The sequence below is a fragment of the Krasilnikovia cinnamomea genome (assembly GCF_004217545.1).
Taxonomy (GTDB): Bacteria; Actinomycetota; Actinomycetes; order Mycobacteriales; family Micromonosporaceae; genus Actinoplanes; species Actinoplanes cinnamomeus.
This window is the reverse complement of the sequence record NZ_SHKY01000001.1, coordinates 2381885-2395481: the sequence shown is the minus strand read 5'-3', so window position 1 is coordinate 2395481 and position 13597 is coordinate 2381885. Positions and strand designations below refer to the sequence as shown.

The following is a 13597-nucleotide window of genomic DNA, read 5'->3' as shown; positions in this document are numbered from 1 at the left end:
GGGGTCAGAGGATCGCCCAGGTGTCCCCGCTGTGCAGCAGGTCGGTCAGCATCTGCTCCGGTGTGCCGGTGGATCCCGCCGTGGCGTCCGTGAGCTGCTTGGCGAGCAGCTCGTCGTAGGACGGGCGCTCGACCGCGCGGAACACCCCGATCGGCGTGGTGTTCAGGTCGGAGCCGGACAGCCGGGACAGCGCGAACGCGTACGCGGGCTCGGCCACGGTCGCGTCGTGCACCACGGGCCGCTCGTCGCCCAGCCCGGCGGTCTCGCGTACCTGAAGCCCGAAGCCGCCCGCCGGATGCACCACGGAGAACTGGCCCTGCGAGCCGAACGTGATCGGCTGACCCTGTTCCAGGCGGATCAGGTGGTCGTCCCGGGTCTCCGGATCCTTGATCAGCTCGAACGCGCCGTCGTTGAAGATGTTGCAGTTCTGGTAGATCTCCACGAACGCCGAGCCCTTGTGCTCGGCCGCCGCCCGCAGCACCGACTGCAGGTGCTTGCGGTCGGAGTCGATCGTGCGGGCCACGAACGTCGCCTCGGCGCCCAGCGCCAGCGAGAGCGGATTGAACGGCGAGTCCGCCGACCCGGCCGGGGTCGACTTGGTGATCTTGCCGAGCTCGGAGGTGGGCGAGTACTGCCCCTTGGTCAGGCCGTAGATCCGGTTGTTGAACAGCAGGATCTTCAGGTTCACGTTGCGGCGCAGTGCGTGGATCAGGTGGTTGCCGCCGATCGACAGCGCGTCGCCGTCGCCGGTCACCACCCACACCGACAGGTCCGGGCGGGAGGAGGACAGGCCGGTCGCGATCGCGGGGGCGCGGCCGTGGATCGAGTGCATCCCGTACGTGTTCATGTAGTACGGGAAGCGCGACGAGCAGCCGATGCCCGAGACGAAGACGATGTTCTCCCGGGCGATGCCCAGCTCGGGCATGAAGCCCTGCACCGCGGCCAGGATCGCGTAGTCACCGCAGCCCGGGCACCAGCGGACCTCCTGGTCCGACTTGAAGTCCTTCGCGGTGAGCTGCAGCGGGGTACGCCCCGCGGGGATGGTTGGGCTAGCCATTCTTGACCACGTCCTCGAGCATGTGCTCCAGCGTCGCGGCCGTGAACGGCAGGCCGCTGACCTGGTTGAAGGGAACCGCGTCGACCAGGTACCTCGCCCGGATGACGTGGGCGAGCTGGCCCAGATTCATCTCCGGAATCACCACCTTGTCGTACGACTTCAGCACCGTGCCCAGGTTGGCGGGCAGTGGGCTGAGGTGCCGCAGGTGCGCCTGGGCGATGGGCAGGCCGCGGTGGCGCAGGGCCCGGCAGGCGGCGCCGATCGGCCCGTACGTGGAGCCCCAGCCGAGCACCAGCACCCGGGCGTTGTCGTCCGGGTCCTCGACCGCGACGTCGGGCACCTCGATGGCCTCGATCCGGGCGGCCCGGGTACGCACCATGAAGTCGTGGTTCGCCGGGTCGTACGAGATGTCGCCGGTCCGGTCCGCCTTCTCCAGACCGCCGATGCGGTGCTCCAGCCCCGCGGTGCCGGGCACCGCCCACGGCCGGGCCAGCGTCTCCGGGTCCCGCAGGTACGGCAGGAACTTGCCGTCCTCGCCGTTAGGCTCGGTTGCGAACTCGACGCTCAGGTCCGGCAGCTCGGCGACGTCGGGCAGCAGCCACGGCTCGGAGCCGTTCGCCACGTAGTTGTCCGAGAGCAGGATGACCGGGGTCCGGTAGGTCAGGGCGATCCGGGCGGCCTCCAGCGCGGCGTGGAAGCAGTCGGACGGCGACTTCGGGGCGATCACCGCGAGCGGAGCCTCGCCGTGGCGGCCGTACAGGGCCATGTTGAGGTCGGCCTGCTCGGTCTTGGTCGGCATGCCGGTGGACGGCCCGGCGCGCTGCACGTCGACGATCACCAGCGGCAGCTCCAGCGCGATGGCCAGGGAGATCGTCTCGCCCTTGAGCGCCACGCCGGGGCCCGAGGTGGTGGTGACACCCAGCGCCCCACCGTACGAGGCGCCCAGGGCCGCACCGACCGCGGCGATCTCGTCCTCGGCCTGCATCGTCGTGATGCCGAACCGCTTGTGCTTGCTCAGCTCGTGCAGGATGTCCGAGGCCGGGGTGATCGGGTACGCGCCGAGGAACAGCGGCAGCTTCGACCGCACACTCGCGGCGACCAGCCCGAGCGCCAGCGCCGCGTTGCCGGTGATGTTCCGGTACGTGCCGGGCACCATCCGGGCCGGCTTGACCTCGTAGCGGACCGAGAAGTCCTCGGTCGTCTCGCCGAAGTTCCAGCCCGCCCGGAACGCCGCGATGTTCGCCGCGACCAGGTCGGGGCGCTTGGCGAACTTGCGTTCCAGGAAGCGCAGCGTCGAGGAGTACGGCCGGGAGTACATCCACGAGAGCAGGCCCAGGGCGAACATGTTCTTCGCGCGCTCGGCGTCCTTCTTCGGCACGTTCAGCTCGGCCAGGGCGCCGACCGTCATGGAGGTCAGCCCCACCGGGTGCACCGCGTAGCCGTCGAGGGAGCCGTCGTCGAGGGGGCTCACCGCGTACCCCACCTTGGCGAGGTTGCGCTTGGTGAACTCGTCGGTGTTGACGATGATGTCCGCGCCCGCGGGCAGGTCGCTCAGGTTGGCCTTGAGCGCCGCCGGGTTCATCGCGACGAGCACGTTGGGCGCGTCGCCGGGGGTCAGGATGTCGTAGTCCGCGAAGTGCACCTGGAAGCTCGACACGCCCGGCAGCGTGCCGGCTGGAGCACGGATCTCCGCGGGGAAGTTCGGCAACGTGGAGATGTCGTTGCCGAGTTGGGCAGTCTCGGAGGTGAATCGGTCACCCGTGAGCTGCATGCCGTCGCCAGAGTCCCCCGCAAATCGGATCACCACCCGATCGAGCCGCTCGACCCGTTTGGTCGCTGTGTCGATCTCGCTGGTGACCTCGCTCTGCTCGGCCACGATAAACCTCCTGATGGAGCGTGCCGGCGGGTGTGCGCGTCGATGAGCCGGCCCGCAAATCTGTCAGTTACAGCCTACGTCGGTGCTCCTTACCCATTCCGGGCGGGAGGCTGTCCGGTCGCGGACCGTTGACCACAGTAGCCAGGCAAGGCACACCTGAACCAATCGGTTCCATCCCGTGGCGCGTCGGGCCGCGGGTTGGCGTATCCTGCCGGCCCCCGCCCCGCTCGGTACGCCCGGCCACGCGCGTGTTCGCTAGGCTGCGGCCGTGGACGGCTACCTGGGTTCCTACGCCACGCTGGGCCTGGTGATGGCGGCGGGCGTGCTGGTCTTCGTGGGCGCGTTCGGCGCGAACCGGCTGCTGCGCCCGGCCCGGCCGGCCGAGCCGGCGGGCAAGCGCATCGCGTACGAGTGCGGCATCGACCCGGTCGGCGGCGACTGGGCACAGGCCCAGATCCGTTACTACGTGTACGCGTACCTGTACGTGTTGTTCGCGGTCGAGGCGGTCTTCCTCTTCCCGTGGGCGGTGGTCTTCGACCGCCCCGGCTTCGGGCTCGTCAGCGTCGTGGAGATGGGCATCTTCGTGGCCGTGCTGGCGCTGGGCATTCTCTACGCCTGGCGCAAGAAGATCCTGACCTGGACCTGACGCTCGCCGATCCGGTGATCGTCCGGCCCGCGTGGCGGACGGGCCGGGGTGGCGGGCTCGCCACGCTCAGCGGCTCGTGCCAACATCGTGCGCATGGGTCAGCTTCTGCTCTTCATCGTCGTGGCTCTGGTCGTCGCGGCGATCGTGTTCGGGGTGACCGTGATGGTGAGCGGCGGTGACCCCGGGCTGACCCGCGTGGAGCCGGACGGCCGGGCCGTGCCGCTGCCCAGCGACCGCCCGCTCGGCGAGGACGACATCATTCAGACCAGGTTCGACACCGCCGTGCGCGGGTACCGCATGTCGCAGGTCGACCAGGCCCTGCAGCGGGCCGCATACGACGTCGGGTACAAGAGCGAGCTGATCGGGGTGCTGGAGGCCGAGGTGCAGGCGCTACGGGAGGGCCGGATCGCCGACGCGGACGTGCTGCGCCGCGCGCGCGAGGCCGCGGTCGCACCGGCCGCCGAGCCGGGGCCCGCCGACGAGGGCCCGACGCCCGCGCAGGTCCCGGTCGGGGAGGACACGGTCCACGGCGCGGTAGCGGCTCCCGCAGCCGCGGCTGTGTCCGGGACCGCTGGTGACGCTGGGGCTCGTGGTGATGCTGGGGCTCGTGGTGATGCTGGGCCTGCCGGTGCCGGGCTCGCTGGTGCCGGGCTCATCGGTGCCGAGGCCGGGGTCGGGGTCGGCGGGGAGGGCGGTGCGGAGGCGCACCAGGATCGTCACGCCGTCGAGGATCCCCAGGCCGTGGTGGCGGGGCTGCCGCCCGACGCCGTCCTGCCGCATCCCGCCCCGCCGCACGGCACCGGCAGCGAGGCGCCGGTGGAGCGCCGGTGAGCTCCCCGGACCCGGTCCAGAACTACGGTGACGCCGCCCGGCCGGGCGCCGGGGAGATGACCGCCACGGTGATCGTCGACGCGCCCGCCGCACAGGTCTTCGCCGCGTTCCTGGACTGGGAGAGCCAGTCGCTCTGGATCCCGTTCACCACGGTCCGCGTGGTCGAGGGTGACGGCGGCGAGGGCAGCCTGGTCGAGGCGGTCACCGCCCTCGGCCCGGCCGTGCTGCGCGACGAACTGCGGGTCGTGCGGGTGGACGCGCCGTACGAGGTGCGGGTCGTGCACTGCGGCAAGGTGCTGCGCGGGCCCGGCTCGATGCGGTGCACGCCGATGGCGGGCGGGCGTACGCAGGTCGTGATGCACGAATGGTTCCACCTGCCCGGCGGCGCCGCCGGGCGGCTGGCCTGGCCGGTGCTCTGGCCGGGCTCGAAGCTGGGCTTCACGGGTGTGCTGAAGAAGTTCGCCCGGTTGGTCGAGCAGGGTGCCCTGCCGCGACCGGCGTGATCCGACCCTGCTGCGAAATGTCGGTGCCGCGCCGTACCGTCGCGCCCATGACGGACGCTTCGAACCGGACCGCCGCGCCCCTCGCGGACGGGCTCGTGCTGGGTGCCGACGGCCACCCCCGCTGTGCCTGGGGTGCCAGCGCCGCGGAATACGTCGCCTACCACGACCAGGAGTGGGGGCGGCCGGTGCGCGGCGACGACGCCCTCTTCGAGCGGATGAGCCTGGAGGCGTTCCAGTCCGGGTTGTCCTGGCTCACCATCCTGCGCAAGCGTGAGGCGTTCCGGCGGGCGTTCGACGGCTTCGCCATCGCCGTGGTGGCGGGGTACACGGAGGCGGACGCGGCCCGCCTGCTGTCCGACGCGGGCATCGTGCGTAACCGGATGAAGATCGAGGCCACCGTGCACAACGCCCGGGTCGCCGCGGAGCTGGCGGGCGGTCTGGCCGCGCTGCTGTGGTCGTTCGCGCCCCCGTCGCGCCGCCCGCGGCCGGTCACCCGCGCCGACGTGCCCGCCACCACCGTGGAGTCCACCGCGATGGCCCGGGAGCTGAAGCGGCGTGGCTTCCGCTTCGTCGGTCCGACCACGGCGTACGCGCTGATGCAGGCCACCGGGATGGTCGACGACCACCTGGCCGGGTGCCACGTCCGCTGATCCGTGGCCGTGATGTGATGGTGCGCATGGCGCACTGGGCGGTGATCATCCCGGCGGACACGTGGGCGACCGAGCGGCTGTTCCACCACGACACCCTGACCGTGGCCGGATCGCCCCGGGCTCAACCGGGCCAGGGCGACGAGGTGCTGCTCCTCGCGGGCGGCGACCAGCCGGTGGTGGTGGCGTTGGGGTCGGTCGCGAAGGAGTCCGGCGACCAGGTGGTGATCGCGTACCGGCGGCGGGCCTTCGACGAGCCGGTCCCGGCTACGGGGCTGAGTCTCGACGCCGCGGTGACCGAGGTCGACGAGGAGCGGTTCCGTCAGGTGGCGGCCCGCCTCGGCGGCGACCGCGACCAGCGCACGTGGCTGGTCAGTGTGGACCTGCCGATCGAGGCGACCACTCCCGCCGAGGCGGTCCGGCAGTTCTGGTCGTACGTGCGGGAGCTGGGCCCGGCCGAGCTGCCCGCGTTCGTGTCGCCGACCAATGACGAACTCGCGATGCAGGCGTTCGTGCTGGGCGAGGAGGCCAACCTCGACCCGGAGGAGGACGACGAGGACTGACGCGGCCGCCCTGTCCGCCGCGCGGTCCGCTCGGACGGCGCGATCGCGTTGAGCGACGCAGGAGAACTTCCGGCTGATGCGGGCGGCGTCGCACGCACGCGACGGCCCCGGAACGCCGTGTCCCGGGGCCGTGCGGTGCGCGTGCGGATCGCGCCGGGGTTGCCAGCCGCAGCGTGCGCGGCCGCGGCTTCGTGGGTCAGCCGCCGAGGCTGGACGCGGCCGACTGGATCGCCGAGGCGAAGTAGCTGACCTGCGTGTACACGCCGGGCTTGTTGGGCCGGGCGCAGCCCTCGCCCCAGCTCACGATGCCGACCTGGATCCAGGCGTTGGCGGCGTCGCGGCGGAACATCGGGCCGCCCGAGTCGCCCTGGCAGGTGTCCACGCCGCCCTGGACGAGGCCCGCGCAGATCTCGTCACTCGGGATGACCTCGCCGTCGTACATCGCGCTGGAGTTGCAGGTGGCGTCGTCCACGAACGGCACGGTCGCCTTGAGCAGGTACCGCTGCTGCGCGCCGCCCTCGCGTGCGGCGCCCCAGCCCGCGACGGTGAAGGTGCCCGTGTCGTACGTCGTGTTCGTGGCGATCGGCAGCGTGGCCAGGCCCGTGACGGGGCTGGACAGCCGGATCAGCGCCCAGTCCTTGCCGCTGCCGTTGTAGCCGGGCGCCCGGTACACGTAGTTGGACTTGCGAGTGATCTTGCTGGACGAGTTCAGGTCGACGACGCCCATCGTGGCGGTGATGCTCGTGTTCGTGCCGGTCCGGCTCACACAGTGGGCCGCGGTCAGCACGATGGTCGGGCTGTAGAGGGCGCCGCCGCAGCCCATCGACAGGCGGACCATGAACGGGAACTCACCCTGCGCGGCCTGACTGCCGCCGACCACCGACGGGCTCACGATGCCGTCGCCCGAGGCGGGGGACGCGCCCGCGGGCGCCGCCTGCAGTACCGTCCCCATCGCGGCTGCGGTGAGCGCCGCCGCCGCACCGCCCAGAATCCTGCGCCAGCTTGCCATCCGGTCCTCCCCACCCCGACGGTGCGCCGGTCGCGCCCGCCGTCTTCGATTGCGGAGAATCGTAGGCATTCACATTGTTAAATGTCTCTATCTCAATTGACTCATATCGCGGGCTGATGATCATGAGGCCACGGCGGTACGTACGCCGTGGCCCCACGAACGTCACCGCCTCAGCGGCCCTGGAACACCGGCCTCTGCTTGGCCACGAAGGCGGCCACCGCGTCCCGGTGATCCGCGGTCCCGCCGCAGATCGCCTGCGCCTGCGCCTCGGCGGCCAGCGCGTCCGAAAGCGTCCCGGCGTCGGCGATGGACAGCTCCCTCTTGATCGCGCCGTACGCGACCGTCGGCCCCGCCGCCAGCCGCGCGGCCAGCTCCTGGGCCACCGGCAGCACCTGGTCGTCGTCGTCGAGCAGGCGGCTGAGCAGGCCCAGTTCGGCGCACCGCTCCGCGCGCACCGGCTCGGCCAGCAGCAGCAGCTCCAGCGCCCGGGCGTGCCCGACGATGCGCGGCAGCGACCAGCTGATCCCGGTGTCGCCCGCCAGCCCGACGTTCGCGAACGCCATCAGGAACGTGGTGCGCGGGCCGCCGATGCGGAAGTCCGCCAGCAGCGCCAGCGAGGCACCCGCCCCGGCGGCCGTGCCCCGTACGGCGGCGACCACCGGCTTGGGCAGGCTGGCCAGCCGCTGGGCGATCGGGTTGTAGTGGGCGCGCACCGTGTCCAGGTCGGTGGAGCCGGAGGACAGGGTCCCCGCGTGCTCGCGCAGGTCCTGACCGACACAGAAGGCGTTGCCCGCACCGGCCAGCACGACGGCCCGGCAGGACTTGTCGGTCTCCAGCGCGGCGAGGGTGTCCCGCAGCGCCTCCTTGAGATCGACGTCGAGGGCGTTCATCGCGTCGGGCCGGTTGAGCGTCAGGGTGACGACCGCATCGGTGCGGTCGACGAGCAGCGAGTCCGTCATGGCAGAGAGAATCCCACAACCGCGGACGGATCAGGACCGGCGTGTGACCGAAGCATCGAGGCAGCGCTCCACGAACCGGTCGGCGGCGGGGCGCAGACGGCCGGCGTGCCGGTCGAAGAAGTGCGCCGCGCTGGTGCCGGGCCAGTGCTCCGGCAGCAGCGACGGGGGCAGCTGCGGGTCGTGGAAGAGGAACGAGCGCCAGGCATGTACGAGCTGGAACCGGGTCGCGTAGGCCTCCTCATCGGAGCTGCGGGCGGTCACCCCGGCCACCAACGGACGGTAGGTGGCCACGAACTCCTCGTAGGCACGCCCGATCTCGGTCAGGTTCCACGCCCGCCCCACCACCTGCGCCGCGCCCGGTGACCCGGCGGCGTGGCAGGCGCTGAACCGCTCGTACTCGATGGCGGCCTCCGTCAGCACCACGTCGATCTCCTCCGCCGGGCGGGGGGCGACCCACGCGTGGTCGTCCACCATGCCGTAGCCGAGGAAGGACAGCCGCGCCGCGTCGCGCCGAGACACCGGGGAGCGCAGCAGGACCAGGTCGAACCGGCCGTCCCAGGAGACCCGGTGGGTGCGGTAGATGCGGGCGGATGCCTCGTCGAGGCGCCGTGCGGCCTTCGGGGTGAGCAGGTAGCCCGGGCCGGAGACCAGCCGCATGGGGTGCAACCAGCCCTGACGTACCATTCGGGACACTGCGGTGCGCACCGCGGGCGGTGCGATGCCCAGCGGCGCGAGCAGCTTGACGAGGGCGGCCACCGGGGCACGTCCGCCCCGCGGACGAAGGTAGTCGCCGTACAGGTCGAAGAGGGCCGACCGCGCCTGCATGACCGCACATTGTGACAGCACCGAAGGCGATATGCTAGACGCTGTCACATCGGTCCGGGCTGAGTTTGGGATCGCCGGGGTTCATCAGGGAAAATGTTTGATCGGCACGGTGGGCCAGGCGGCGTCTACGGCGCGGCGTGACCCACGGGCTGCGGTCTCGGGTCGGTCCGGCGGGGGCGACTCCGCCGCCGGTCGGAAACGAGGTATGGCGTCGCGTGGGGCTGAGCACGCGGCGTTGACGAAGTGGCTGTGGGGAGACCCACCGACCCTGATGTAGGTCTGAGGGGAGACAAGATGGCGGCGATGAAGCCGCGGACGGGCGATGGTCCGCTGGAGGTCACCAAGGAGGGGCGTGGCATCGTCATGCGCGTCCCGCTGGAAGGTGGTGGCCGTCTCGTCGTTGAGATGACTCCGGACGAGGCCAACGCGCTGGGTGACGCGTTGAAGGCGATCGCCGGCTGACGTTTCACGCAGGGCCCGCCGGTACGGTACCCGCCGTACCGGCGGGCTTTCCACGTCATACGGAAAGGTCATCCGTCAGTGTTCCCGATCCGCCTGGTCGCGCAGGCTGGCGACCGTACCCGCGTAATCCCGGTCGGCAGCGCCGGCCCGCTCGACGCTGACCCGGCCGATCTGGCCGCCGACGTCGCCGTGCTGGCCGCCGAGGTGGCCGAGCTGTGCCGCACCGCCGAGCAGCCCGAGCGCGCCGGCGCCGTGCAGGCCCTGCCGCGCCCCCTGCGTACCCCGGCGAAGGTGTTGGCCGTGGGCGTCGGCGCCGCCGACGAGGGCGGCTGGCGCGCCGCCGGCGCCGCCGCCGTCCGCGCCGCGAAGGACGACGAACCCCTCGCGGTCGTGCTGCCCACCGAGGCGGCCCCGGACGCGGTCCGCGGCCTCGCCGAGGGGCTCTGGCTGGGCGGTTACCGCTACACGGACGGCGTGCAGCCGCCGCGCGCCGCCGAGGTCGAGCTGGTCGTGGCCCACCCCGACCGGTACGCGGCCGCCCTGGACGCCGCCCGCGCTGCCGCGCGCGCCACCTGGCTGGCCCGCGACCTCACCAACACGCCCTCCTCGGTGAAGAACCCGGCCTGGTTCGCCGCGCGGGTGCTGGCCGAGGCCGGACGCCGCCCGGGGCTGAGCGCCACCGCGTGGGAGCCCGACCGGCTCGCCGCCGAGGGCTTCGGCGGCCTGCTGGCCGTGGGCGGCGGCTCGGCCAACCCGCCCCGCCTGGTCGAGCTGTCCTGGGCGCCGCCGGACGCCACCCGGCACGTCGTGCTGGTCGGCAAGGGCATCACGTTCGACACCGGCGGCATCTCGATCAAGCCGGTCGCGGCGATGCAGCTCATGCGCAAGGACATGGGCGGCGCGGCGGCGGTCGTCGCGGCCACCCTGGCCGCCGCCGACCTGGGCCTGCCGGTCCGGGTGAGCACCCTCGTGCCGCTGGCCGAGAACGCGGTCAGCGGGTCCGCGTACCGGCCGGGGGACGTCATCACCCACTACGACGGCACGACCAGCGAGAGCACCAACACCGACGCCGAGGGGCGGCTCGTGCTGGCCGACGCCCTCGGGTACGCGGTAGCCCGCCTCGACCCCGACGTGGTCATCGACCTGGCCACCCTGACCGGGGCCAACGCGGTCGCCCTCGGCGCCCGGACCGCCGCCCTGTACAGCCACGACGACGCGCTCGCCGGGGCCCTGTACGCGGCCGGCCAGGCCAGCGGGGAGCGGATGTGGCGCATGCCGCTGCCCGACGACTACGCCGAATTCCTGCACAGCGACATCGCCGACCGGTACAGCGCGCCGACCCAGGGCGGGGGCTCGGTGATGGCGGCGATGTACCTGCGGGAGTTCCTCGGCGACCGGGTCGACCGCTGGGCCCACCTGGACATGAGCGCGCCGAGCTGGGCGGCCGCCGCCGACGGCGAGCTCAGCAAGGGCGCCACCGGCTGGGGCGCCCGGATGCTGCTGCGCTACCTCAGCGCCTGACCCCAGCGCTGCCTCAGCGCCAAGCCGCTGCGCCGCCGCAGCTTGGCGCTCAGCTGCCGCGGCGCCGGGCCGCTACGCTGCCTCAGCGCTTGGCGGCGGCCAGCAGGCCCGCGCCGCTCGGGATCAGCGCGGGGATCCACTCCTCGGCCTCGCGGACCGCTTTGACGGTCTCCCGGATCGTCACGGTGTCGACGTCACGGGCGGCCGGGTCGCCGATCCGGCCACCCGCCAGGGCGCCGTTGATCACCAGCACCCCGCCGGGGCGCAGCAGCCGCAGCGCCGCCTCCGCGCACGCGCCGAACTCGGCGGCGTCCGCGTCCGCGAACACCAGGTCGTAGACCCCGTCGGCCAGGCGCGGAAGCACGTCCAGCCCCCGGCCGGTGATGATCCGGGTACGGGACGCCGCGAAGCCCGCCTCGACGAAGATGCGCCGGGCGATGCGCTGATGTTCGCTCTCCACGTCGATGGTGGTCAGCACCCCGCCCGGCCGCATGCCGCGCAGCAGCCAGACACCGCTGACCCCGGTGCCCGTACCGATCTCGACCACCGCCTTGGCGTGTCCCGCCGCGGCCAGCAGCCGCAGCACCGCGCCGGAACCGGGGGTGACGCAGGGGATGCCGAGTTCGCGCGCCAGGCCCCGAGCGGTCTGCAGGACCACATCCTCGGTGGCGTACGCCTCGGCGAAGCTGAGTGACTGTGCCGTCGGCGAGCCGAACGGCCGGGGGGCTGCGGTGACGATGGGGACCTCCGGCATAAGGGGGATGGGCGTTGGATAACCGGCGCACATCGGGTATGAGAGTAGATCGGGGCCGGTCCGGCGCGCATCGGGACTTCGATGGATCGAACACCCGGCCCGTGGAGGGGCGGTTCGCTGCCACCGATCCGTGTCATCCTGGGAGAGGAGCCGGGATGAGTGGAGGCATCGACGTGACCGACGGCTGGAACTGGCGCCAGCCTCAACCGCCGACGCCGCCCTCCGGGCCGTCCGCGGCGGGTTCGTGGTGGTCCGACGCGCTCGCGGACCCGTGGCGCGACCCGCACGCACCCGCGGCGGTGGTGGTGCCGGGCGCGCCCGTGAGCAGCGGACCAGCGCCCGAGCCCGTCAGCGACCCCGACGCACCCCGCCGCTCGTACGCTCCGGTCCTGCTCATCTGCCTGATCACGGCCCTGCTGGCGGGCGCCCTGGGCAGCACCCTGGCCTACGTCTTCGCGGTCCGCAACGGCATGGGCGCCGGTACGACGCTCGGTGCCCCGCCGCCGCAGACCGCCCCGTCGGCCGTCCAGCGCGCCCCCGACTCCCAGGCCGGGGTGGTCGAAAAGGTCATGCCGAGCGTGGTGACCGTCCGGGTGACCGGCGCGATCGGCTCCGGCTTCGTGGCGACCACCGACGGGTACGTGATCACCAACGATCACGTCGTGGAGGGCGCGGACAAGACCATGTCCGTGGCGTTCAGCGACGGCACCACCGCCTCGGCCAAGGTGGTCGGGCGCGACCCCGAGTCGGACATCGCGGTCATCAAGGTCAACAGGTCGCGGCTCAGCCCGGTCGTCTTCGGCAACTCCGACTCCATCGCGGTCGGCGACCGGGTGCTCGCCTTCGGCGCCCCGCTCGGCCTGGTGAACACCGTGACCGACGGCATCGTCAGCGCCCTGGATCGCACCATCCAGGCCGGGGAGCCGGGTGGCACCGTGCGGTACTACGCGGCCATCCAGACCGACGCGGCGGTGAACCAGGGCAACTCCGGCGGCCCGCTGGTCGACGCGGACGGCCGGGTGATCGGCATGAACTCCGTGATCCGCTCGGTGGGTGGTACGGAGACCGAGGCGGGCAACATCGGGCTCGCCTTCGCCATCCCGATCAACCAGGTGCGCCGGGTGGCCAAGGACATCATCGACACGGGCAAGGCCCGCCGTACGGTGATCGGCGCCGAGGTGGCCGCGACCGGCGGCCTGGTGGGCTCCGGTGGGGCCCGGCTGCGCGCCGTGGAGCCGTCCGGCCCGGCCGCCGCCGCGGGCCTCAAGGCCGGTGACGTGCTCACCAAGATCGACGGCCACGTCATCGAGGACGGCACGGACCTCATCGCGCTGGTCCGCAAACACGACCCGGGCGCCACCGTGGCGGTCGAGTACCGGCGCGGTGCCAAGTCCCAGACCGCCTCGGTCACGCTGGCCGAGGACACCAACTGAGCCGATGTGCGTACCCTTGGTCGGCGGAGCAGTTGGGGACGGGAAGGCAGGGGAAGTCGGGCCGTGTTCGAGAACCTGAACTGGTGGGAGATCCTCGCCCTGCTCATGCTCGCCCTGCTGATCTTCGGTGAGCGCCTTCCCAAGGTCATCGGGGACGGCCTGCGGATGCTGCGCGGCCTGCGCTCGATGGCCCAGAACGCGACCACCGACCTGAGTCGCGAGCTGGGCACGGACATCCAGTTGCAGGACCTGCACCCGAAGGCGTTCATCCGCAAGCACCTGCTCAGCGAGGACGAGGAGGCGGCGCTGCGCAAGCCGCTGCAGGGCCTCTTCGACGACGTCAAGAGCGACCTGAACGGCGTCAAGAGCGGCATCAACGGCCTCAAGAGCGACCTCACCGACGTGAAGTCGTGGCAGAGCGACCCGGCGCCGGGCGCGGCCGTGGCGCCGGAGCAGTCCCGTCCGGTCGCCGACCGCTTCGACGTCGACGCCACCTGAGCGGACGCCACCT

15 protein-coding genes are annotated in these 13597 nt (G+C 72.3%); 9 read left to right on the top strand and 6 right to left on the bottom strand.

All coding sequences use genetic code 11. From position 1 onward, the window contains the following. Positions 1-4 precede the first annotated feature (4 nt). Entirely contained in the window at positions 5-1057 is a 1053-nt protein-coding gene (locus EV385_RS10675; protein WP_130509333.1) for a 2-oxoacid:ferredoxin oxidoreductase subunit beta, read from the bottom strand. Next, entirely contained in the window at positions 1050-2903 is a 1854-nt protein-coding gene (locus tag EV385_RS10670) for a 2-oxoacid:acceptor oxidoreductase subunit alpha (RefSeq protein ID WP_130513211.1), read from the bottom strand. Before EV385_RS10670 ends, EV385_RS10675 begins: the two co-directional genes overlap by 8 nt. A 298-nt stretch (positions 2904-3201) precedes the next feature. Between EV385_RS10670 and ndhC the strand changes: the two genes are divergently transcribed. The 5 genes from ndhC to EV385_RS10645 all read left to right on the top strand — a co-directional run bounded on the left by ndhC (position 3202) and on the right by EV385_RS10645 (position 6123). After that, positions 3202-3579, top strand: coding sequence for an NADH-quinone oxidoreductase subunit A (gene ndhC, locus EV385_RS10665; protein ID WP_130509332.1), 378 nt, complete (start codon positions 3202-3204; stop codon positions 3577-3579). A 93-nt stretch (positions 3580-3672) separates the two neighbouring features. Next, entirely contained in the window at positions 3673-4410 is a 738-nt protein-coding gene (locus EV385_RS34990; RefSeq protein WP_242624814.1) for a DivIVA domain-containing protein, read from the top strand. Positions 4411-4466: 56 nt separating this feature from the next. After that, a complete protein-coding gene (locus EV385_RS10655; RefSeq protein WP_130513210.1) occupies positions 4467-4913 on the top strand; it encodes an SRPBCC family protein in 447 nt (148 codons plus the stop codon). Between the two features lie 47 nt (positions 4914-4960). Continuing rightward, positions 4961-5563 carry a DNA-3-methyladenine glycosylase I gene (locus tag EV385_RS10650; protein ID WP_130509331.1) on the top strand — a complete coding sequence of 201 codons (603 nt, stop codon included), beginning with the start codon at positions 4961-4963 and terminating at the stop codon, positions 5561-5563. A 26-nt stretch (positions 5564-5589) separates the two neighbouring features. Further along, on the top strand, positions 5590-6123 hold the full coding sequence (locus EV385_RS10645) for a hypothetical protein (protein ID WP_130509330.1): 534 nt from the start codon (positions 5590-5592) through the stop codon (positions 6121-6123). 196 nt (positions 6124-6319) lie between these two features. Here EV385_RS10645 and EV385_RS10640 read toward each other — a convergent pair whose 3' ends face one another. The 3 genes from EV385_RS10640 to EV385_RS10630 form a co-directional block, all read right to left on the bottom strand. After that, entirely contained in the window at positions 6320-7132 is an 813-nt protein-coding gene (locus tag EV385_RS10640) for a serine protease (RefSeq protein WP_130509329.1), read from the bottom strand. A 170-nt stretch (positions 7133-7302) separates the two neighbouring features. Beyond that, positions 7303-8091 (bottom strand): enoyl-CoA hydratase-related protein, encoded by a 789-nt coding sequence (locus EV385_RS10635; protein ID WP_130509328.1) that lies wholly within the window; start codon positions 8089-8091, stop codon positions 7303-7305. Between the two features lie 30 nt (positions 8092-8121). Beyond that, complete coding sequence (locus EV385_RS10630) at positions 8122-8916, bottom strand: PaaX family transcriptional regulator (RefSeq protein WP_130509327.1); 795 nt, start codon at positions 8914-8916, stop codon at positions 8122-8124. A 294-nt stretch (positions 8917-9210) separates the two neighbouring features. On the opposite strand from EV385_RS10630, the gene EV385_RS10625 reads away from it, so the two are divergent. Next, positions 9211-9378 (top strand): DUF3117 domain-containing protein, encoded by a 168-nt coding sequence (locus EV385_RS10625; protein WP_015625691.1) that lies wholly within the window; start codon positions 9211-9213, stop codon positions 9376-9378. A 78-nt stretch (positions 9379-9456) separates the two neighbouring features. Next, positions 9457-10899, top strand: coding sequence for a leucyl aminopeptidase family protein (locus tag EV385_RS10620; RefSeq protein WP_130509326.1), 1443 nt, complete (start codon positions 9457-9459; stop codon positions 10897-10899). An 82-nt stretch (positions 10900-10981) separates the two neighbouring features. On the opposite strand, the gene EV385_RS10615 is transcribed toward EV385_RS10620, so the two are convergent. Beyond that, the gene (locus EV385_RS10615; protein ID WP_130509325.1) at positions 10982-11653 is read right to left on the bottom strand and encodes an O-methyltransferase; all 672 of its coding nucleotides are present in this window, start codon (positions 11651-11653) and stop codon (positions 10982-10984) included. Between the two features lie 173 nt (positions 11654-11826). On the opposite strand from EV385_RS10615, the gene EV385_RS10610 reads away from it, so the two are divergent. Then, entirely contained in the window at positions 11827-13086 is a 1260-nt protein-coding gene (locus EV385_RS10610) for a trypsin-like peptidase domain-containing protein (protein ID WP_423203108.1), read from the top strand. A gap of 63 nt (positions 13087-13149) precedes the next feature. After that, positions 13150-13584, top strand: coding sequence for a twin-arginine translocase TatA/TatE family subunit (locus EV385_RS10605; RefSeq protein WP_130509323.1), 435 nt, complete (start codon positions 13150-13152; stop codon positions 13582-13584). Positions 13585-13597: the final 13 nt, after the last annotated feature.

Coding starts and splice junctions, on each gene's coding strand:
- EV385_RS10675 (WP_130509333.1), bottom strand. CDS start 1,057: ATGGCTAGCCCAACCATCCCCGCGGGGCGTACCCCGCTGCAGCTCACC.
- EV385_RS34990 (WP_242624814.1), top strand. CDS start 3,673: ATGGGTCAGCTTCTGCTCTTCATCGTCGTGGCTCTGGTCGTCGCGGCG.
- EV385_RS10655 (WP_130513210.1), top strand. CDS start 4,467: ATGACCGCCACGGTGATCGTCGACGCGCCCGCCGCACAGGTCTTCGCC.
- EV385_RS10650 (WP_130509331.1), top strand. CDS start 4,961: ATGACGGACGCTTCGAACCGGACCGCCGCGCCCCTCGCGGACGGGCTC.
- EV385_RS10645 (WP_130509330.1), top strand. CDS start 5,590: ATGGCGCACTGGGCGGTGATCATCCCGGCGGACACGTGGGCGACCGAG.
- EV385_RS10640 (WP_130509329.1), bottom strand. CDS start 7,132: ATGGCAAGCTGGCGCAGGATTCTGGGCGGTGCGGCGGCGGCGCTCACC.
- EV385_RS10635 (WP_130509328.1), bottom strand. CDS start 8,091: ATGACGGACTCGCTGCTCGTCGACCGCACCGATGCGGTCGTCACCCTG.
- EV385_RS10630 (WP_130509327.1), bottom strand. CDS start 8,916: ATGCAGGCGCGGTCGGCCCTCTTCGACCTGTACGGCGACTACCTTCGT.
- EV385_RS10625 (WP_015625691.1), top strand. CDS start 9,211: ATGGCGGCGATGAAGCCGCGGACGGGCGATGGTCCGCTGGAGGTCACC.
- EV385_RS10615 (WP_130509325.1), bottom strand. CDS start 11,653: ATGCCGGAGGTCCCCATCGTCACCGCAGCCCCCCGGCCGTTCGGCTCG.